The organism is Shimia sp. Alg240-R146 (assembly GCF_947331465.1).
Classification (GTDB): domain Bacteria; phylum Pseudomonadota; class Alphaproteobacteria; order Rhodobacterales; family Rhodobacteraceae; genus Shimia.
This window is the reverse complement of the sequence record NZ_CAMZOK010000003.1, coordinates 440,197-460,324: the sequence shown is the minus strand read 5'-3', so window position 1 is coordinate 460,324 and position 20,128 is coordinate 440,197. Positions and strand designations below refer to the sequence as shown.

At 60.3% G+C, this 20,128-nt stretch carries 20 protein-coding genes; 6 read left to right on the top strand and 14 right to left on the bottom strand.

The window, feature by feature from the left end:
- The first annotated feature begins 51 nt into the window (after window positions 1-51).
- On the top strand, window positions 52-1,980 hold the full coding sequence (locus PG871_RS17820; RefSeq protein WP_270731822.1) for a hypothetical protein: 1,929 nt from the start codon (window positions 52-54) through the stop codon (window positions 1,978-1,980).
- 13 nt (window positions 1,981-1,993) lie between these two features.
- Here the strand turns inward: PG871_RS17820 and PG871_RS17815 are convergent, their stop codons facing one another.
- The 3 genes from PG871_RS17815 to PG871_RS17805 all read right to left on the bottom strand — a co-directional run bounded on the left by PG871_RS17815 (window position 1,994) and on the right by PG871_RS17805 (window position 5,267).
- Window positions 1,994-2,401 (bottom strand): (R)-mandelonitrile lyase, encoded by a 408-nt coding sequence (locus PG871_RS17815; protein ID WP_270731820.1) that lies wholly within the window; start codon window positions 2,399-2,401, stop codon window positions 1,994-1,996.
- A gap of 73 nt (window positions 2,402-2,474) precedes the next feature.
- Complete coding sequence (locus PG871_RS17810; RefSeq protein ID WP_270731818.1) at window positions 2,475-3,950, bottom strand: ABC transporter substrate-binding protein; 1,476 nt, start codon at window positions 3,948-3,950, stop codon at window positions 2,475-2,477.
- 24 nt (window positions 3,951-3,974) lie between these two features.
- Window positions 3,975-5,267, bottom strand: coding sequence for an acetylornithine deacetylase/succinyl-diaminopimelate desuccinylase family protein (locus tag PG871_RS17805; protein WP_270731815.1), 1,293 nt, complete (start codon window positions 5,265-5,267; stop codon window positions 3,975-3,977).
- Between the two features lie 101 nt (window positions 5,268-5,368).
- Between PG871_RS17805 and PG871_RS17800 the strand changes: the two genes are divergently transcribed.
- A complete protein-coding gene (locus PG871_RS17800; RefSeq protein ID WP_270731813.1) occupies window positions 5,369-5,905 on the top strand; it encodes a PAS and helix-turn-helix domain-containing protein in 537 nt (178 codons plus the stop codon).
- Window positions 5,906-5,922: 17 nt separating this feature from the next.
- Here the strand turns inward: PG871_RS17800 and PG871_RS17795 are convergent, their stop codons facing one another.
- On the bottom strand, window positions 5,923-6,654 hold the full coding sequence (locus PG871_RS17795; protein WP_270731811.1) for a glycosyltransferase family 32 protein: 732 nt from the start codon (window positions 6,652-6,654) through the stop codon (window positions 5,923-5,925).
- Between the two features lie 211 nt (window positions 6,655-6,865).
- Between PG871_RS17795 and PG871_RS17790 the strand changes: the two genes are divergently transcribed.
- From PG871_RS17790 to ilvD, 4 genes are all read left to right on the top strand, one after another.
- Entirely contained in the window at window positions 6,866-7,669 is an 804-nt protein-coding gene (locus PG871_RS17790; RefSeq protein ID WP_270731808.1) for a helix-turn-helix domain-containing protein, read from the top strand.
- Between the two features lie 52 nt (window positions 7,670-7,721).
- Complete coding sequence (locus PG871_RS17785; protein ID WP_270731806.1) at window positions 7,722-8,120, top strand: VOC family protein; 399 nt, start codon at window positions 7,722-7,724, stop codon at window positions 8,118-8,120.
- Window positions 8,120-8,434, top strand: coding sequence for a DUF1801 domain-containing protein (locus tag PG871_RS17780; RefSeq protein ID WP_270731803.1), 315 nt, complete (start codon window positions 8,120-8,122; stop codon window positions 8,432-8,434). The genes PG871_RS17785 and PG871_RS17780 overlap by 1 nt, the downstream gene beginning before the upstream one ends.
- A gap of 181 nt (window positions 8,435-8,615) precedes the next feature.
- Window positions 8,616-10,466, top strand: a complete 1,851-nt coding sequence (ilvD, locus tag PG871_RS17775; RefSeq protein ID WP_270731800.1) for a dihydroxy-acid dehydratase — start codon at window positions 8,616-8,618, stop codon at window positions 10,464-10,466.
- A gap of 117 nt (window positions 10,467-10,583) precedes the next feature.
- Here ilvD and PG871_RS17770 read toward each other — a convergent pair whose 3' ends face one another.
- From PG871_RS17770 to PG871_RS17725, 10 genes are all read right to left on the bottom strand, one after another.
- Window positions 10,584-11,588 carry a succinylglutamate desuccinylase/aspartoacylase family protein gene (locus PG871_RS17770; RefSeq protein WP_270731797.1) on the bottom strand — a complete coding sequence of 335 codons (1,005 nt, stop codon included), beginning with the start codon at window positions 11,586-11,588 and terminating at the stop codon, window positions 10,584-10,586.
- 55 nt (window positions 11,589-11,643) lie between these two features.
- Window positions 11,644-12,819: a thiolase family protein gene (locus tag PG871_RS17765; protein ID WP_270731795.1), complete on the bottom strand. Its 1,176-nt coding sequence runs from the start codon at window positions 12,817-12,819 to the stop codon at window positions 11,644-11,646.
- Window positions 12,794-14,305 (bottom strand): AMP-binding protein, encoded by a 1,512-nt coding sequence (locus PG871_RS17760; protein WP_270731793.1) that lies wholly within the window; start codon window positions 14,303-14,305, stop codon window positions 12,794-12,796. Before PG871_RS17760 ends, PG871_RS17765 begins: the two co-directional genes overlap by 26 nt.
- Before the next feature lie 9 nt (window positions 14,306-14,314).
- Window positions 14,315-14,875 carry a biotin transporter BioY gene (locus PG871_RS17755; RefSeq protein ID WP_270731790.1) on the bottom strand — a complete coding sequence of 187 codons (561 nt, stop codon included), beginning with the start codon at window positions 14,873-14,875 and terminating at the stop codon, window positions 14,315-14,317.
- 91 nt (window positions 14,876-14,966) lie between these two features.
- Entirely contained in the window at window positions 14,967-15,563 is a 597-nt protein-coding gene (locus tag PG871_RS17750; RefSeq protein WP_270731788.1) for an energy-coupling factor transporter transmembrane component T family protein, read from the bottom strand.
- Entirely contained in the window at window positions 15,563-16,237 is a 675-nt protein-coding gene (locus PG871_RS17745) for an energy-coupling factor ABC transporter ATP-binding protein (protein WP_270731785.1), read from the bottom strand. The genes PG871_RS17750 and PG871_RS17745 overlap by 1 nt, the downstream gene beginning before the upstream one ends.
- 121 nt (window positions 16,238-16,358) lie before the next feature.
- Window positions 16,359-17,552 carry an FAD-dependent oxidoreductase gene (locus tag PG871_RS17740; RefSeq protein ID WP_270731782.1) on the bottom strand — a complete coding sequence of 398 codons (1,194 nt, stop codon included), beginning with the start codon at window positions 17,550-17,552 and terminating at the stop codon, window positions 16,359-16,361.
- Window positions 17,549-18,538, bottom strand: a complete 990-nt coding sequence (locus PG871_RS17735; RefSeq protein WP_270731781.1) for a glycosyltransferase family 2 protein — start codon at window positions 18,536-18,538, stop codon at window positions 17,549-17,551. Before PG871_RS17735 ends, PG871_RS17740 begins: the two co-directional genes overlap by 4 nt.
- A 47-nt stretch (window positions 18,539-18,585) precedes the next feature.
- Window positions 18,586-18,984, bottom strand: coding sequence for a sugar 3,4-ketoisomerase (locus tag PG871_RS17730; protein ID WP_270731778.1), 399 nt, complete (start codon window positions 18,982-18,984; stop codon window positions 18,586-18,588).
- 108 nt (window positions 18,985-19,092) lie between these two features.
- Window positions 19,093-20,106, bottom strand: a complete 1,014-nt coding sequence (locus tag PG871_RS17725) for a TraB/GumN family protein (protein WP_270731776.1) — start codon at window positions 20,104-20,106, stop codon at window positions 19,093-19,095.
- Window positions 20,107-20,128 lie beyond the last annotated feature (22 nt).

Below are 20,128 nucleotides of genomic sequence, written 5' to 3'. Positions count from 1 at the left end.
CAGCGAGGGTTTTGGCATTGAAGACCTCATATCAGGGTCGCGCATTTGGCATTGGGTATTTTCAAAAATGCGGACGGATACCTCCGTCCGGTTGTTCTCGGCGTTGTGGTGTTTGCTGTCAGCGCTGGAGCCTACCTGTTGCCGGCTTATGACATTCCAGTATCGGACGGGCTCATGAAAACTCTTGCACTTGTGGCGGTTGTTCTTGTTTTGGCGGTTGTTCTTGGGGCGGAATTGGCCGGTAAGGACACGGCCCCCATCCTGCGAACGACGGTGACCTTTAGCTTTGCTCTGCTGGCGGTTTCTTTGTTCATTCTTGCCATGCTGAACGTCTTCAAGCCTGCGGCCAACAAAGGCGGCGTTGTGGTTGCACCGTTCGAAGTGATTGACCCGACGGGCAAGATTTCCAACGCGGACAGCGGGTTGGCCAGCCTGCTTGTGTCGCGCCGGGACGCGCTGGACAGCAAGATCAGTCTTGCCAACAAAGCCTTGCAGGGTGACGGGAACACGCCAAACGCACGCGATCTGATCAATGCTGCGGAAGGACGTGAACGGGAGGGGGATGGCACCACAGCGGCGAAGCTGTTGCTGTCGGGCAGCGGGTCGGCCGCGAAGCCGCCCGAGATGAAGATTCAAGGCGTGGACCTGACCGGTCTGTTGTCGTGGGTCACGGGGTTTCTGAAGCCCAAGCAAAAGAAAATCCAGTTCACTGTGCATATTCAGGACAACCGTATCGCGATTGCCGGGGACATCAAGGCGCTGGGCATTGAGGGGCATCAGACTGTCTGGTTGCCCAATGCCGGGGCGAGTATTCCGGAGGCGGTGGATACGCTGACTTATCGGCTGTTTCAGGTGAATTTGCCCGGTGAGTTGTCGCATTTGCGAGGTTTGCCGCCCGAACAGTTCCGCGATTTGATGATCAAGATGCAGGATGCGGAGGATCCGCAGCGCCAGACCGGATCGGAAGCACGACGGCGCGAGGACGCGCAGGCCGCCCACACGGCAATCGAGAAAATTCTGGCCGAGCAGAGACCCAAGGCGTCGCTCTTGGAGGCTGCGGGCGCGATGGCGCGGCGGGCTGACTTGGTCGATAAGGCCTTGTCGCATTATTCGCTGGCGCTTGCCCTGGTGCGGGAATTGCCAACCAGGGATCAGGACGCTTTGGTGGTGCGCAGGCTGGAGGCTGTGGTCGCGGATCTTCAAGCGGAACGCGACGCCAAGGCGACCTTTGTGGCTAAACAGGCGGATACTTCCGTGCGCAGCTTGTTGGCACGCCGGCCCGTGTCGTCGCTGAATGCGGACGATGTGGGTCTGTTGCGCGCAGGCTTCTCGGTCGAACTGGAAGGCGGCATTGGCATCATGGAACACCTGCGCGGCATTCAGAAATCGCGCCGTGCAAGCACGCCAATGATGGAACTGGCTTGGAACCGCGCCTTTTTGTCGGCGTCTGAAGACATCATCCGGGCGCAGGTGCCGGATTTTGCCATGGCCTGTTGGGACTTTGAAACACCGGTCACGGTGCCGCTGATCTATGGAGAGGAGACGGTGAACGGGGCCGCCAATCCGCTGTATGTTGGTCTGGGGTCGAACCCGACTTTGAAGATTTTGAAGCCGCAGGTTCAGGTCGCTTTGCAAGCCAATCCCTATGCTCAGAAAGGGTTTGCCGCCGAGGTCAGTGGTGACATCGCGCAATCCTTGCTTCGGGAATCGAATTTCGCGAGTTTCGCCGACAAAGTCGTGAACCTGTCGCGGGCACGACTTGGCGCGATGCTGGCGGAGTATGATCGCGGCATTGGCGTGGGGGTGGTTGATCCGCTCACGCTGGCGCACAATTGTGCGATGGACAAGCTGTGGGCGCAATGGGAGGCGCGGTACGGGTCGATTTTTGGTGACGAGTTCCTCCAAGAGGAATTGCCGCCCTTTGGGGTCACCGTCGCTGACGTGATCGATATCGGGTCGCTGGGAGTCAGCTATCCTTGACGGCACCCGCATGTCAGGCAGGCGGTGTGAGGTAATCGTCGTCGCTGACATGGTCGAGCCAATCAGCGCCGGACCCGTCTAAAACGTCTTGAATGGCGATGTGGCACATGCCGGTTTCAGGCCCTGCGCCGTGCCAGTGCTCAACACCGGGTTCGATCCAGATGCTGTCGCCGGGACGGATCACGCGGGGGGCTTCGCCGCGCAGCGCAATCAGACCGCACCCTGACACAACATGCAGGATTTGCCCGACGGGATGGGTGTGCCACGCGGTGCGCGCGCCCGGGTCAAAGGTGACGCGGGCGGCGAAAACCTGTGACGGTGGGCGGCTTTCGGTGATTACATCAAGGCGCACATTGCCGGTGAAATAGTCGGCGGGGCCTGTGCGGGTCGGTGTGGCACCGGCAGGGGTCAGTTCAAGCATAGTCGCACCTTTGAGAAGTAAAAACGCCGGCGGGTCGGGGGAAGGGTCCCGAACACCGCCGACGCCGGGAGTGTTAGTCAGCCCAGCTAACGGCTGTCAGGTCTGTGGCCTGTGTGGGTGCGTTTTCCCAAAGGCCTTGAACATCTGCCTTTGCGACAGTTGGGAAGGCGAGCTGGAACAAGTATCCGTTCACGTAGTCCTGCGAGATCATTTTTTGCGCGATGACCAGCAAAGCGGAGCGTTCCGCGGGTTTGGTCGCCTTGTTCAGGGTTTCCATGACCTGCTGGAACTCGGGGTTGTCGTACTGGAAATAGTAATCGGGCCGCGCGTAGATGCCGATGTCAAAGGGTTCGGTGTGGCTGACAATGGTCAGGCCGAAGTCCTTGCCACGGAACACTTGTTCAAGCCACTGCGCCCACTCCAGATTGCTGATTTCGGTCTCAATGCCGACAGAGCGCAACTGAGCCGCGATGATTTCGCCGCCGCGACGGGCATAGGAGGGCGGCGGCAGCTTCAGCGTCGTGGTGAACCCGTCCGGAAAGCCTGCCTCGGCCAGTAGTTTCACAGCGAGCGCCGGGTCATAATTCGACGATCCGGTCAGGTCGACGTAGTCCGGGTGATGGGGGGCGAAATGCGTGCCAATCGGAGTTCCAAGGCCAAACATGGCGCCGTCGATGATTGCCTGACGGTCAATCGCGTGGGCGATGGCCTTGCGCACTTTGACGTTGTCCAGCGGCGGCATCTTGTTGTTGGTCGACAGGATGGTTTCGCCTTCGGAGTTGCCGACGATCACCTGAAAGCGCGGGTCTGCCTCAAACTGAGGCAGCGCCTCGGGGGTTGGGAAACCGGCAAAAACGTCAACGTCCTCGGCCATAACTGCCGACATCGCCGCCGTAGGATCGGAGATGAATTTGAACGTGACATCCGTCAGCACAGCCGGTGTGCCCCAATAGGCGTCGTTGCGGGTCAGTTCAATTTTGTCACCCTGCACCCAGTTGGTGAATTTGAACGCGCCGGTGCCGATGGGCGTGGATTTGATGCCCTCGATGCTTTCGGGTGCGACGATCACCGCATCACCCCATGCCATGTTGAAGAGGAAATTGCCGTTTGGCTCGGACAGAGTGACTTTGACCGTCATCGGATCCATGACGGACACGTCAGAGATGCCGGCAAAAAGTGCCTTTTGCGCGTTCACGCTGTCCTCGGCGCGGGCGCGGTCCAGCGAGAATTTGACGTCGTCGCCGTCCATGGCGCTGCCATCGTGGAAAGTCACGCCGTCGTTGAGCATGAAAGTGTAGGTCAACCCGTCATCAGAGATGTCCCAGCTTTTGGCGAGGCCCGGAATGACCGCGCCGTCAGAGGCAAAGCGGGTGAGGCCTTCGAACACGTTGGAATAAAGCACCGAGTCGATGGCGCCCGCGGCGGCGGAGGTTGGGTCGAGGTGGGGTGGCTCAAGCTGAAGCGCGACAGTGATGTCGGTCTGGGCCGAAACGGCGGTGGCGAGCGCGAGTGGCAAGGCGCTGGCCAGCAGGAACGTGCGATGTTTCATTGTCTCTCTCCCTAATCGTTATTTTTATTCTGTTTGTGGCAAAAGCAGCTGAGTCAGGCTGTGGGCCATGACTTTGGCGCTGTCGATCATGTCGTCTATTCCGATATATTCGTCCGGTTTGTGCGCCAACTCAAGGATTCCGGGACCATAAGCGATGCAATTCTTCAGTTTGCCGATGCGGTCGATGTGCTTTTGGTCGTAGGTTCCGGGGCTTGCGACATAGTCGGGCGCCTTGCCCAGAACGTCATGAATGGCGCGGTCCACAGTGGAGACCACAGGCGCGGCACGGTCCGTCATAGAGGGCGCGACGTGGTTAATTTCGCGCATTTCAAAGCGGAAGTTTTGGCGGTTTTCCGCGAGGTCTTGCAACAGCTTTTGCACTTCGCCCGAGACTTGCGCGTGGTTTTCCTCGGCCAGATAGCGGCGGTCGATGACGATGCGACAACTGTCAGGCACGCAGTGGGCGGGCAGACCGGTGTAGTCTGCGGGCTGTTCGGGTTGGCCGCCGTGGATCGAATTGATGTTCATGGTCGAAGACCGCGCGCCTTCGGGCACCACCGGCATGTCGGTGTGGCGGGCGGCCATGGCGGGGAAGAGATCGGTTTCAAATTTGTCCAAGACAGCGCCCATATGGCGCACAGCGCAGTCCCCTAGGAAGGGCATGGAACCATGGGCGATTTCACCGAAGGTTTCGATTTCCGCCCACCAGCCGCCGCGATGGCCAAGGCAGATGCGGTCTTTGTTCAATGGCTCGGGGATGATCACGTGCTGCACACGTTCGGGGGCAAAGAAGCCTTTTTCTGCAAGATGCGCCACGCCGCCGTACCCGCCGGATTCTTCGTCCGCGGTGCCGGAGATTTCGATGGCGCCCGAGAAGTCCGGGAATTCCGCAATGAAAGCTTCGGCAGCGATGATGGAGGCGGCAAGTCCGCCCTTCATGTCACAGGCGCCGCGCCCGTAGATTTTGCCGTCGTGAACCTCGCCACCAAAGGGGTCAAAGGTCCAGCCGTGGCCGACCTCGACCACGTCGGTGTGGCTGTTGAAATGCACGCAGTCGCCAGGATGGCGGCCCGTCTTGCGGGCGACGATGTTCCAGCGGGGATATTTGTCGCTGTCGCCCGGGGCGCCGTGGGCGCGGATCAGTTGGGTGTCAAAGCCGTGGCGGGTCAGCCGCGTGTCGAGATAGTCGCAGATGTCGCGGTAGCAGTCGCCCGGTGGGTTGAGCGTTGGGATGCGGATCAGGTCTTGGGTGAGTTGGGTCAACTCGTCACGCATGGATTGAATGCGGATCATCAGGCGGTCGGTGTCAATTGGCATGTGGGACCCCGAGAAAGCTATGAACAAAAGATAGGACAGCATGGCTTGCGCAGGGCTACGGTATCAATACCGTAGGATTACGGTCTGAGAAGGGGATGGTCATGGATTGGGATATGCTGGCCTATGAGGCCGCGCCGGTGGGGATAGTGGTGACCGAACATCGGGTGATCAGGGCCTGTAACCGCAGCTTTGCCGAGATGTTGGGCTATGCGCGACACGCGTTGGTGGGGCAATCGTTTCGGCTGCTGTATGACAGCACAGCCGAGTTTGAGCAGGTACGCGATATTGGGATGGCGCCGTTGCGGCGCGACAATGCCTATAGCGATGAGCGCATGATGCGGCGGGCTGATGGCGGCCAGATCTGGTGCCGGTTTCGGGCGCAAACGCTGACTCCCGCGGAGCCTCTCGCGAGACTGGTGATGAGCTTTGCGGTCATTCACGACGGCCCGCCTGTGTCGCTAAGCCAGCGGGAGCGGCAGGTGGTTGGCGGCTTGGGACGCGGGATGACCAGCAAGGAGATCGCGCGGGAGTTGGGGTTAAGCCCGCGAACTGTTGAGGACGTGCGGGCGCGGTTGCTCAAGCGCTTTGAGGTCAGGAATGCGGCGGAATTGTTGGCGCATTTGACGATTGGCAGCTAGGTGCCGCGCGGCGGGGTTTATTGCCAGTGACGGGACAGTTTGCGCCAAGCGACCACAATCGACATGGGTTTCCAGCTGCCCATGCCGAAATGTTTGACCTCGCGCCAATGCAGGGCGGGGCGGTCCACAAACCGCACGCCGTCGATCAGGATGGACCGCTCTTTGCGCAAGTGGCGCACCAGATCGGGGGCAGAATGGCCGCGCTCGGAAAGCCAGTCGTAGATCACATCCGTCAGCACACCGGGGCCGGTTTTCTTGATGGTCCAGTCGGGATGGTCGCGGGTGAAAAACGGGTCATGCGCGTTGATTGCAATGCGGCGCGCGGTTTCGGCCAGGATTTCGTGGCCGGGTTTGAAAGCGAAGGTCCAGTTGGAGAAAGCCACGACGTTGTCGCGCCACCACAGATCAAGGTTGTAGGCGCCGCCGGATGCCACGTGACCGGTGGGCTGCCAGTTGGGGAATTTGTTAAGGTAGTCACCGTCGATGCCGATCACTGCTTCGTCACGCGGATCGATCCAGCTTGAGAGCGGTGTGCGGCAGATTGTGTCTGCATCGGAGTAAAGTCCGCCGTGGTGCAGCAGGACAAGAACGCGCCAGAAGTCGGACCGCTCCACCGGATTGAGGGCCATGTAGGTGTCGAGATGTTCGGGGAACACGTCGCTCACGAGGGCCAGACAGTCCTGATCATCGTTGAAGTTCACATGCCAGTCGGGGTTTTGTTTTTCCCACGACAGAATCCATCGCTGCATCGGGCGGTCCATTGCGGTGACGTCTTTGGTCTTCCAAGTTTGAAAGATCGAACGGGGAATGTTTGGCTGGGCGGAGATTGGATTTATCCTGTTGCAGTTTCCGCCACCCTAGGGCGACGACTGCGGGCGGGCAAGCTGTTGGTGAAACTTGGGATTTGACCTTTGGGACAGCCGCGCCAAGATGGCAAGGTGACCAAGAAAGGGCGCAGATTTGCCGATACCAAGAGGATATTCAGAGGCGATTGTCACTCCACAACAGTCGCGTTCGGTCGAGGCGGTGTGGTCCTATGTTGCCACATCTTCGGGCCGTGGAGTTATCCTGCCAGACGGGCGGTGTGATTTGATTTTGCGGTTTCGTGAAGACCAAAGGGGCACGGTTCAGCCAGTGGTTACGGGGCCAGCGACGCAGCCTTATGAAATACGCTATGCGGCGGGCGATGGCTGGGTTGGTGTGCGGATGCGGCCAGAGCGCGGGATCGCGGTGTGGGGCAACGCAATAGGAACGGCAAAGGATCAGGTGCGGCGCGGGGCAGAGGCTGTGACATTGGTGCCGGCCTTGGCGGAATTGGTGGATATGGCACCCTGTGAAGCAGAGCTGCGCGCGGGATTATTGGATGTGCCAGATGTCTTGGCGCATCAGGATGTGGATGCTCGCGTTGCACGGACGGTACAGCAGATACACCTGACTGGCGGACGGGTCAGTGTTGTGGAGTTGGCGGCGCGGGTTGGTGTCACGGCGCGGCATTTGGGCCGACTGTTTCAAAGCTCAGTCGGGCTTGGGGTGAAGACATACATCGGATTGGTGCGCTTTCATCGCGCGTTGCGGTTGGCGGCGCGGGGCGGTGTGGCGCTGAGCGAGGTGGCGTTTGAAGCGGGCTTTGCCGATCAGGCGCATCTGAGCCGTGCGGTGCGGCGGTTTGGAGGGATTTCGCCCGGACGCGTGCCACCGGAGTTGATTTTGCCGGATGTGGCCGGATCTGGGCAGGGATTGTTTGGCGCGGCAGGTCAATTTTGATGATGTCCGATTTGTTCAAGATCGGAGACATGGGCCACGGTACGGTGAGGGCATGAAACTTGGATACACAATCATTTATGTAGCTGATGTGCCCGCGACGGTCGCATTCTACGAAACCGCATTTGGCCTGACGCAGCGCTTTGTGCATGAGAGCAACCTTTATGCAGAGATGGACACAGGGGATACCGCACTGGCATTTGCCGCCGACAGCGCGGCGGAGATGAATGGGCTGGCCTTTGCGCCCAATGAAAAGGCGGCAGTGCCTGCGGGGTGGGAGATCTGTTTCGTCACTGACGACGTGGCGGGAGGTTTCGCCAAAGCTGTCGAGGAAGGCTGCACACCTGTGACGGCGCCCGAGACAAAACCTTGGGGTCAGGTTGTGGCCTATGTACGGGATATGAATGGTTGCATCGTGGAAATCGCATCACCGATAGACCAGGTGCGGGATTGATGGACACCGCAGAGATCGTAGCCGCGCTAGAGCAAATGATCGCTGAGGTCGCGCCCGAGTTACACGGGCGCGGCATGTACGGCGGACAGGTGCTGGAGCGAGAGGCAGGCGTGGCGGCGACTCTGGTGGGCGGATATTTCGTCTATAAAGCACATGTGTCGTTCGAGTTTTCCCATGGCGCGGGGTTTGCCGACCCTCACGGGTACTTGGAGGGCAAAGGCAAAGCGCGGCGGCATGTGAAGTTGCGCGATGTGGGTGATGTGGCGAGCAAAGATGTGGCCGGATTTCTGGCGCAGGGGGTGGCGCAAGTCTGAATTTTGCAGGTCGATTGCGTGAATGTGATCGACGGCGTTCTTTGTGAAAGCGTTTTGGCCAATCTTGGGCAACAAAATTTCCGCCACCACTTGCAAATCCGCTTTTTGAATGGCACCCGTTCTGACCAGACATGCAACGGGTGCCGAAAGGGCGCCCTCGCCATCCGCAGGAGAGCAAAAGATGCCCGATCTTCGTTCCAAGACCTCTACTTTTGGCCGCCGTATGGCCGCTGCCCGCGCGCTGTGGCGTGCGACTGGTATGAAAACCGAGGACTTTGGCAAACCGATTGTGGCGGTGGTCAACTCGTTCACCGAATTTGTCCCCGGTCACGTGCACCTCAAGGATATGGGCCAGTTGGTGGCGCGTGAGATCGAAAAAGCCGGCGGTGTTGCCAAAGAGATGAATACCATTGCCGTGGATGATGGCATTGCGATGGGCCACGACGGGATGTTGTATTCGTTGCCGTCGCGCGAAGTGATTGCCGACAGCGTGGAATATATGGCGAACGCGCATTGCGCTGACGCGCTGGTGTGTATTTCCAACTGTGACAAGATCACGCCCGGCATGTTGATGGCGGCGATGCGTCTGAACATTCCGGCGATCTTTGTGTCAGGCGGACCGATGGAAGCGGGCAAGGTGATCTTGGCCGATGGCGAGCACAAAGCCGATCTGGTGACCGCGATTGTTGGCGCGACCGATGAAGACCGGTCGCAGGAAGAAGTTGATAAGCTGGAACGCTCGGCCTGTCCGACCTGTGGGTCGTGCTCGGGCATGTTCACCGCCAACTCGATGAACTGTTTGGCCGAAGCGCTGGGGCTGGCGCTGCCGGGCAACGGGTCGCTTTTGGCGACGCACTCCAAACGCCGTGGGCTGTTTGAAGAGGCAGGCCACAAGATCGTCGAGCTGTGTGAGCGGTGGTACAAAGATGGTGACGAGACTGCGTTGCCGCGTGGCATTGCCAATTTTAAAGCGTTTGAAAACGCGATGGCGTTGGACATTGCAATGGGTGGGTCCACCAACACGGTGCTGCACCTTTTGGCAATTGCCCATGAGGGTGAGATTGATTTCACCATGGCCGATATGGATCGGTTGAGCCGCGAAGTGCCGCACCTGTGTAAAGTAGCGCCATCGACGCCGAAATATCACATGGAAGACGTGCACCGCGCGGGCGGTATCGCGCGGATCATGGGCGAGCTGGACCGCGAAGGCAAAATTCACCGCGATTGTTCGACAGTGCATGAGCGGACCGTTGGCGAATTCCTCGACAAGTGGGATGTGCGGCGTGAAAGCGCGGGCAATGAGGCGCATGACATGTTTATCGCCGCCCCCGGTGGTGTGCGCACAACGCAGGCGTTTAGCCAATCGCGCATGTATACCGAGCTTGATGTCGATGTTGAGGACGGCTGTGTGCGCGACTATGCCAACGCCTATTCCGAAGAAGGTGGGCTTTGCGTGTTGTCAGGGAACCTGGCGGAGCAGGGCTGTATCGTGAAAACGGCTGGCGTTGTGAAAGAGATGTATGAATTCGAGGGCACGGCTGTGGTCTTTGAAAGCATGGAAGACAGTATGCACGGCATTCTGGGCGGCAAAGTGAAGCCGAACTCGGTTGTGGTCATTCGCTATGAAGGCCCCAAAGGCGGGCCGGGCATGCAGGAGATGCTGTATCCAACTGCGTATCTGAAGTCGAAAAAGCTGGATACCACCTGTGCGCTTTTGACGGATGGGCGGTTCTCGGGCGGGACGGCTGGTTTGTCGATTGGCCACGCCTCGCCGGAAGCGGCTGAGAAAGGCTTGATTGCTTTGGTGGAGGATGGCGACCGGATCACCATCTCGATTCCTGAGCGTTCGATCCATCTGGATGTGTCGGATGAGGAAATCGCGCGCCGTCGTGCGGCGCATCCGCAGGCAGACAAGAAATCGTGGAAAGCTGAGGGGCGGCCGCGGGCTGTGTCGACCGCGTTGAAAGTTTATGCGGCGCATGTGGCGAACGCATCGCTGGGAGCCGTGCGACTGCCGCCTGAAGAAGATTGATCGCTTTGATCAGCGTGTGAATTTGAGACGGGGTCGCGGTGCGGCCCCGTTTTGCATTTGGGTATTTAGGGCCAGAAAGAAGGTGTCGCGAGGGGGCAGTTTCTGATGGCGGGTGCGTTACCGGTCGGCGTCCTGCGCGATCTGAGCGATTGCGTCGCCGCGCCTTACCTGCCCGAGGTGGCGTTTTGCGAGTATGATCCCCGTGTAGGGTGAGGTGACTTCGATGGCGTTCCGCCATGGCGTGGCGGGATCGTGGATCAGGCCGAGGATGTCGCCTTGCTGAACGTCGTCGCCGATGTCGCGAGTGGGTTCAAACAGACCGGTATCATAGGCATAGACGGAGCCCTGCACATGCAGCGCGCGGGTGCCGCGTTTTGCGTCAGGCGTATAGTCTGGCAGACAGCCAACAGCGTGCAGAATGCGGCGCAAACCGCGGGCGGTCAGGGCGAGAACATCGCGATCAACGGTGCCACCGCCGCCAAGCTCGGCCATAACATTGATCACCCCGTTTCGGTTTGCCGCGCCCATTGCCGTGCGGGCTGTCGAGCCGGTTCCGCCCCCACCAGTGAAGACCCACGCATAAGGTAAATCAAAGGCGTCATAGAGCAGGGAAAGCCCTGTTTCTTCTTGGGGCGAATGCGCTGGGCCGCGCAGGGTTGTGGCGGGATACACCAGCGAGGTGCCACCGGAGTGCAGATCAACGGCGTAGTCGCACATCGGCAAAAGCACGGATTCCAGATAATGCGCGATCATCTGGGTGGGGGTGCCTGCGGCGTCGCCGGGAAAGCCGCGGTTGAGGTTGCCGCCGTCAATTGGCGAGGTGCGTGTGCCCGCCCCGGCTGCGGGGGCGTTGACGGTTGGCATCAGGATCACGCGGCCCCTTATGTCGTTCGCGGTTAGGGTGCGGATCAGGTGAGTGACAGCGATCTGGCCTTCGTATTCGTCGCCGTGATTGCCAGCCGAGATCAGAATTGTCGGACCTTCGCCGTTTTTCAGAACGCAGATCGGGATCGGAATCCAGCCGTAGGCTGACTGATGCGTGGAGTGGGGCAGGCGCAGAAAGCCCGTGTGTTTGCCGTCTGTGTCAAATGGGACTTCGGATGAGATCAGGGAATTTGCCACGTGCAGGGTCCTTTTGCCCCACTGTGTGACGGTGGTGCTGTCCGTGCAAGCGGGATCACAAATTGAGGGGTGAAAACGCCGCCGTGATGCCTTGGCCGCCGCCGATGCCGATCATGGCCATGGCAAGCGCATCTTGGTGGGTGGGGGTGCGGATCAGTTGAGAGAATAGCCGTGTGACGAGGATTGCGCCGGACGCGCCAAAGGGATGGCCAAGCGCGATGGCGCCGCCTTGGGAATTCGGGAGCGTTTCGTCGATGTCGAGGGCGTCGAGGCAGGCGAGGGTTTGGGCGGCGAAGGCTTCGTTGAATTCGAGATGTGTGAGTGCATCAATCGACAGGTCGGGGTTGCGCGCCAGCAGTTTTTGGGTGGACGCGACGGGGCCGATGCCGAGCAGGTTCGGGTCGACGCCTGCTGCAGCGGCGTCCAGATAGGCCAGCACATTTGTGTGACCCAAGGATTTGGCGCTGGCAGCCGACGTGACGATCACCATACAGGCTCCGTCGTTGAGCGGGCAGGCATTGCCAACGGTGACGGTGCCGCCCTTGCGGAAAGCGGGCCGCAGGCGGGCGAGGCGGGTCGCGGTCATGCCAGTGCGGATGCATTCGTCTTGCGCTCGGCCCGCGATGGCGACGATTTCGGCGCTGAAGGCACCAGCGGTCTGCGCCTCGGCTGCGCGGGCTTGGGAGCGTTCGGCAAACGTGTCTTGGCGGGCGCGGGCGATGTTGTGGGCTGTCGCGACGTTTTCGGCGGCTTCGCCCATGTCGGGATCGCCAATAGCGTCGGGTGCAAAGCGGGCGCGTGCGTAGCTGAGCGCGGGGAGTGTGCCGCTGGCGGGGAGGCTGCGAAGAGGTGCGCGGCTTTGGCTTTCTACACCGCCCGCGAGAACACAAGTCGCGGAGCCGGATGCGATGCGCAAGCAGGCCTGCCAAACCGCTTCAAGACCGGAGCCACATTGGCGGTCGACTGTTACGGCAGGGATGGCCGCGGGTAGGCCGGCGTGCAGCGCTGCAAGGCGCGCGACGTTGCCACCGGGGCCGGCGGCGTTACCAAGGATGACCTCGTCGAGTTGGTCAGGGGCGAGGCGGGCGTCTGTGAGCGCGGCCTGCATCACGGGCGCGGCGAGGTCTTCGACTTCGAGCGAGGCAAACATACCCCCTGCACGGCCAAGGGCGCTGCGCCTTGCGGCGATGATGACGGGTTGGCGGTCAGCTGGCAGGGTGAAGCGGGACAAGGCGGCCGTCCTTTTCTTCGAGCCAGCGGAGTAGCGTGGCGCGGTCGGGTTTGCCGCTGCTTGTCAGGGGCCATTGGGAGGCGCGAAAGAAGCGGCGGGGCAATTTGTAGCGTGGCAGGCGGATTGCTAGCTGGCTGCGGATTTCCTCAAGCGGCGTGTCACCTTGCAGCAATGCGACGAGTTCCTGACCTCGCGATGGGTGCGTTCGGCCAAGGACCAGCGCCGTCGTGATGCCGGGAATTTCAGAGAGCGCAGTTTCGATTTCCTGCGGATAGACGTTGTGGCCCGCGGTGATGACCATGCCGCCCTCGCGGCCCAAGAGCGTGAGGGAGCCGTCGAAGTTGAGTTTGCCGAGATCGCCAACAGTGGCCCAAGGACCTTCGCGCCGGAAACCGGACTTGCGGCCGCCCCACAGGTAGCCCTCGATAGCCAGATCGCCGCGCACAAAGATGGTGCCGGGTTGGCCTTGGGCAACCTCGACGCCGTTCTCGCGGATCGAAAGCGCAACATGCGGGAAAGGGTGGCCGACGGAGTTTGCAGGCGCTGAAGAGCTGCTGCGGCCATGGGTGTTGAGGCTGACAAAGCCGAGTTCGGAGGCGCCGTAGTATTCGTGGATGCGGGCGCGTGGGAAGAAATCACGGGCCTTTGCGAGCAGGGCGGGGTCGAGCTTGGCGCCTGCGGTGGTGATCTCGACAACCTGCTCTTGTGGCGTGCCGTGACAGAGGGCCGCCAGAAGGGAGGGCACGGCGACGATGCGACGGGTGGTGGCCATTGCGTGATGCGCGTCGGCAAGGTCAAAGCGGGTGATGGCGTGAAAGGCGGCGCCGAGCTCCAGCGTTTCAGCCAGCGCATAGAGCGAAATGCCGTGGGCCAACGGGCCGGGGGAAAACGTGTGGCTTTGCTCGGAGAGGGCAAAGGCAAGGCGGGAGGCATCCAACGAGGCGCGCCAGCTGTGACGGGCGCGGGCGAAGGCCTTTGGTTGTGAGGTGGTGCCGGAGGTGAAGCCCACCATGAACATGTCGCGCGGGCTGGTCAGCGGCAGATCGGCGGGCGCCACGAGAAAGGTCTCGAAGGCATCCGTGTCAACCGTGATGGCGGGGATGTTCAACCGTTGGGCGGCCTCAATCAGTGCGGTTTGCGAGGACAGGCAAAAAATCACGTCGGGCGGCAGCTTGGCCAGCATGCGCTGGTGCAGGGCGGCAGGCCATTGCGGGTCAAGCAGCATGACCGTGTGGGGCGTGGCAAGGGCTGCGGGCAGAAGGGTGGCGGCGGCGGGGTGGTTGCCGATGGCGACGGCAAAGAGCCGGGCCTCTGGCGGCAGCGACAGGTCGCTGCGCGGGCGGTGTGGCAGCTCTATGAGTGCGGCATGCAGGCGTTTGAGGCGCTCAAACAGGGCGCCGTAGCTCAGGTTGGTGCCGGAAATAGAGACCGCCAGCGCGTCTGGGCGCTGGCGGGCGTGATGGTCTATGGCGTGGCGTAGCGGCAAGCGCGTCCTCTAGAGGTTGGGGTAGGCGCGGCGCAGACCGCGGGCGACGATTGTCGCCAGAACCACCTTTACCAGATCGCCGGGGATATAGGCCACCATGATGGTGAGGACTTTGCTCATGCCCAGTTTGCCGACGAAAGCCATCCAAGGAATACCGGCCGCATACATCACGACGATGCCGCCAAAAGCCACGTAAAGGCCAAGTTTGAGGGTGTTTGCGGTGGCGTCTTTTTGCACGAAATAGCCAATGATGAAGGCGCAGAGCGGCCAAGCGAGAAGGAAACCGCCGGAGGTGCCCAGCAAAACGCCCATTCCACCGCGGCCGCCGGAAAGGAGGGGCAGGCCAACAGCAACAAGTCCGATAAAGAGCAGCAGCGCAAGGCCGCCACGTTTTGCGCCCAGAACGGCGCCTGCCAGCATCACACCCAGCGATTGTGCCGAAATCGGCGGCAGCGCCGCGCCAGCGAAGTGGATCGGTGGCATCAGGCCAAGCGCCGCAGTCAGTGCCGCAAAAAGGGCAATATAGACGATGTCTTTGGTGGCGAGGCCACGGGTCATAGTGGAATCCATGGGGTGTGTCCCTTTAGTCTTGTTCGTTTGTCAGGACCGATAGGGAAGGGGCGCCAGTGGGCTCAAGCGCGGCTGCTGATGTTAGCGCAACTCAGGAACGATATCCCCGAGAATCGATGGCATCCGAAACATCGTCCGCTATCTTAATGGCGCGGATCGCCATGGGCATGGCGACGGCGATCACGGAGCGCTCCAGACCACGCACTTTTTGCGCTTCGCGCACTTCGGCGCTGATCCGGCCAAGCACCGGAATGAACCGCAGGGCGAGGGAGATCGCGAGGCTGACTTTGTCAGGGTTCACGCCAAGCGGTTTCAGCAGGGTGAGGGCGCGGGTCATGGTGTCGATCATGTCGCTGGCGCGGGTCGTCAGGGTCACGAGGCTGGCCAGAAGGATCAGTGCGGCGAGGCGCAGCACAACATAGGCCGCCAATTCAAGGCCGGAGAAATACCATTGAATGGCAAAAAACAGCACGAAGATCCAAAGCAGCGGGCGGACCTGCGCCAGGGCGGTTTTCAGAGGCAGGCCGGCGACACGGTAAAGCAGCAGGGTGGCGATAAGGGCGGCGGCGGTGAGTGGGAGGCTCTCGTTGATGAACAGAGCCGTTGCCGACGCCATCATCAGCAGCATCTTTGGCCCCGGAGTCATCCGGTGCAGGATCGATTTTCCGGGGGAATAGAGATCCAGCATCAGGCCATGAGCTCCTGATAGAAGGGGATCGCTTTTGAAGGGACATCGTCACAGACCACGCGGCCTTCGTCGATGACGATTACGCGGTCATAATCGGTGATCTGATCGAGGTCATGGGTGACGTGGATTAGGGTTTGATCAAGCGCGTTCAGAGCCCGCGTCACGCGGCGCTTGTTGCGCAGGTCAAGAAGCGTGGTGGGTTCATCCAGCACCACATAGGCGGGGTCCATGACAAGCACGCCAGAGATCGCCAAAAGCTGTTTCTGCCCGCCCGACAAAAGGTGCGCGGGATGTTCGCGCATGTCGGTCATGTCGTATCGCGCGAGGATTTCTGTGATACGCGCGTCGATGGTGGCTTTGTCCAGCCCGAGGTTTTTCATGCCAAACGCAAGGTCTTCTTCGACCACGGGAAAGACGATCTGGTTGTCGGGGTTTTGAAAAACAAACCCAACGCGGGCGCGCACGTCTTTGCCTTTCTTGGCGGTGTCAAAACCTTCGATTGTGACGGTGCCTGAGGTCGGCAAAGCAAGGCCATTGAGCAGCCGCGCGAAGGAAGATTTGCCGGAGCCGTTGGCGCCGATCACCGCGATGCGGCGTTCAGTCAGGGTCAGGGAAATGTCGTGCAGCACGGGATGGTCGCCAAAGGCGAGGCTGACATTGGTGAGCTGAATCATGGCTGTCCCTGACGGCGGTTTGGGCGCTCATAACGCAAATGCCGCGTCGGTTGAAGCGGTGGGATGCCTGCCGCGCAATATTTGAGGCATTTTAAAGGCGCGGTTGGGTGGGAATTTCGCGTCAGGAAAGGATCATCGTGGCGATCTTTTGCGCCATAAAAGGTGCAACCGAATATTTGCCGGTGTCGACGCTGATGTAGTCACCGGTTTTTGTGATGCCGTATTTGTCGCGGCGGTGGATGCTCGCAGAGGCCTGATCCAATCGTCCGCGCCCTTGCGCGTAAACCCAGCCACCTTCGACCCTGATGTCGCTGGCGGCGTTAAAGACCTGCGACATGTCCGGCGCGAGGTGTTCAATCTGTGTACGGGTTTGGTCAATGATGTCCTGATCGGATCTGTCTTGCCCTATGCAGGGCGGGGCAATGCCCTCTCCTTGCGCCACAAGGCCAGCGGGATACCACGACACGTAATACCGCGTGCCGTCATAGTTTTTCAGATCACCAAAGGGACCCACGACAAACACGCGACTTGGCACGTCCAAGGGATGTTTGGTGGTGACAAAAAGGGATTTGCGAAAGCGGTGCAGGCCTTCTTTCGCGACGGGCAGGCCCAAGGCGTGATCCAGACCGGGACGGCCTTCCCAGAGAGCGTTTACCACAATATCAAAGGGACCGTGGCTGTTTTGATCGCTTGTGTGCACGGTCCAAGGTCCACAAAGCCCAGACGTTGTCGGCGTCGCGCGGTCCACTTTGGCGCCAAGGATCGGCTCTATGGCTGGCGTGGCGGCAACAGCGTCGATCAGCCGGTCGGCAAGCCATTGGGTGTCGACCGAGTATTCGGGAACCTCAAAGCCATCCAAGCCAGCTCCGCCTGAGAGTTGGTCCAAAGTCGATCGGGACACCCGTCGCGTGGGGTGCTGAGCGCCGAGGCCGCGGGATGTGTCCTGATCGCTGATCATTTCATCTACATTCGCAAAATGCGCGGCCACTGCTGCGGGCGGCACGACGGAGTCGGGGTGGACGATATAGGTGTCGGAATGCTGTGTGACATGTCCGGCGACCGACGTTGCGACAAGGTCCTCGATCAACGGGCGAAACGCCAGTCCGGCAGCGAGCATTGCGCGCGCAGAGTTGCCGGTTTGGTCGCCGGAATAGAGATAGCCCAGATGAATTTTGCCCTCGTTCCACCGGCTGGCCCCGTTGATCATGGTGGATTGCTGGTCAAACAGACAGACTTTGGCGCCGCGACGTGCCAGATGGAGCGCGGTGGCAATGCCCATGATGCCCGCCCCTAATACGGCGACAGACTTTGTCATGACGCCTGAGCCTCGGGTAGGCGATCAATGCGGTCTGACACTTGGGTGCGAAAGGCAAGAACGCTTCGTGACACTGTGGCGTTGACGCAGTCCGTCGATGGTGTGTCCTGAAGGTCTGGCAGCATCGGGCGCTGGTGCCAGATTTCTTGCAGGCATGCGTGGGACACATCTTGTGCGTTCAGGATCTGCCAGGCTGCGCGCAGCACAAAGCTGTGTTTTATGAGGGCAAGCGCCTGCGGGTCAGCTATGCGGGCTTCGAGATAAGGCCAAAGGCGGTCCAGATTGGCAACCCATACGTTGCGAAGATCGCGACAGCCGGGCCTTTTTGCGCCGGTGGTTAAAGCATTGTCGCGGATCCAGCGAGTGTAAAGCGGCTCATCCACACCGATGGCGGGGCCTGCCAGCATAATGGCAGTGTGCAGGCCATAAGCCTGAAACATCTCTCCGGGTCCAACGCCGGGGCGCAGCAAGTCGGCAATATCAAGGGCCGATGTGCGGATCATGCTTCTGAGCGGGGCGCCCGGCACCTGATGATTGGCCAGCATTGTCAGCATCCGGTTCGCTGGGTCGAGGTCATAGCTGTGGGCGGGTACGCGTCTTTGGGCGCGGCCAATCAGATCGAGACTGCAGTTTGCGCTGGCAGCGTCTGGCGCGGATTTGAGGGCCTGAACCATGTGCATGCAGTAGTGCGGGGAGACAAAGTCGTCGTGAAAATAGACGAAGAAAAACGGTGTTTTTACGCGCCGGACAAGGCCCGCGACGTTTTCGGCCCATCCAACCCGCGTGCTGTGTTCAAAGACCTCGATGCGCGGATCAGTTGCGGCGATCTCGCGGCAAACGGCGGCGGTGGTGTCGGTGGACTGGTCCACCGAAATCAGGATGCGGATGTTGGGCAGCGTTTGGCCCGTGGCAAATCCCAGCGTCCGCCCAATAAAGGCCTCCGCCTCGTATGTCGGGATGCAGATCGTGACCTCAGGATCCGCCATGTCTTGGGGTGCCAATGATTTGTGTCCTTTTCCGTTTGGACCTTAGGTTAGTCCAAATAGCTGTCTTTGGAGTACGGTTCACTGCTCAGAACAAGTAGCCGGTCCGCCTCGGACCGGTAGGTCTGCGCGCTCCATGTTCCGGCCTCGATGATCGCGACCACGCCATTGGGACTCAGATCAAACCGGGTGGTTTGCGGGCCATTGCGCACCTGAATGCCAACGCGGCCCGAGACGCAGCAGAACAGCTGTTGGGCACTGCGGTGCGCGTGTTGGCCGCGCACGGAGCCGCCTTGCGAGCCTTCCACGAGAAAAAACCTTTGTGGCGAAAACGGCAGTTTGTTCATGTCAAACGGGATCAGCGCACCACGCGCGTCGGCGATTTTGTCATATTCCAGAAAACGGACGCCTTCGGGGAGCTCTGCAGCAACACTTTGAAAAACCTGCATTTCAGCCTTCTGTCCCGAGCCCCCACCTTCGCAAATAGATCACAGAAGCCTATGGCCTGCAAGCTGAGCGCGGGGGAGGATCCGGGGCGAGACGGTGCTGCCCAAGCGTCAGCGTTTCACCATCGTCAGAGTATAGCCCTTGTTCTTGAGCAGGTTGAGCACGCCATATTTGCCGGGAAGATGGGCCGCGCCCACGGCCACCATGATGCGCTTTTCTTTGCGCGACAGGATGCGTGGCATCCAGTTTTTGTTGCGCTCATCCAGGATGTATTTGTCCCGACTGCGCATCAGGCGGGAGACCTCGGAGCGAGAGACATTCAAATCGCGGTAACTGAAGGCTTCGTTGATCAGCATGGCTTCAGCCAGTTTGTCTTCAAAATAGCCGTTGCGCAGTGTGACGGTAGCGTTGGCGATTTCGGCTTTGCTGAGCATATCCCACTCCAGCATTTTGACCTGATTGCGGATTGGCTCCGCCGAAATGGTGCGCAGGCTTTCCTCGACGGTCTCCAGAGACATGGTGGGCACGCGTTTGGTGCGGGCGACCCGTTCAAGCCGCGCGTCCACGCCTTTGGAGCGGTTCCAGGCGAAGGGATCGCAGTCACCGTGCACAACCGAGCCGGTGATGAACCAGGGTTGAATGCGGTTGAGCTCGTCAGGGCTGAAGCCGTGCAGTTGCATGCGCAAGCTGAGTTGTTCCCACAGGTCTTTGCGCAGCAGTTGGCTCATGTACGGGCCGCGTTGGCGCAACAAAACACCGGGCTTTTTAAAGACGGCGTCCCATTGCGGTTCGATTTCCTTGGTGCGGATTTCGAGCATCAGCAGGTCAGCGTCTTTTAGGAATTTGGAGGCGTCAGCGACAACTTTGCGGTGACGCCCGTCACCGGAATGGTGGGTGCCCACGACGTGGATGGTCTGTTCGCCTTTGCGGGCTTCCCATATGATGCCTTCGGCAAAGGGGATACGGGCGGCTTGTTGCGCGAATTTCGCGCGGTCCTGCGCGCTGATGCCTTTGCGCAAATCTGTACCTTTGCACCGTGCCTCAGACGCGGTGGTAGATAGGGTCAAAAGGCCAACAGACAGGAGGCCGACAATGGCGGAGCGCAGCGCGTATTTCTTAATCATGCCAAATGAATAGAGCCGCGCC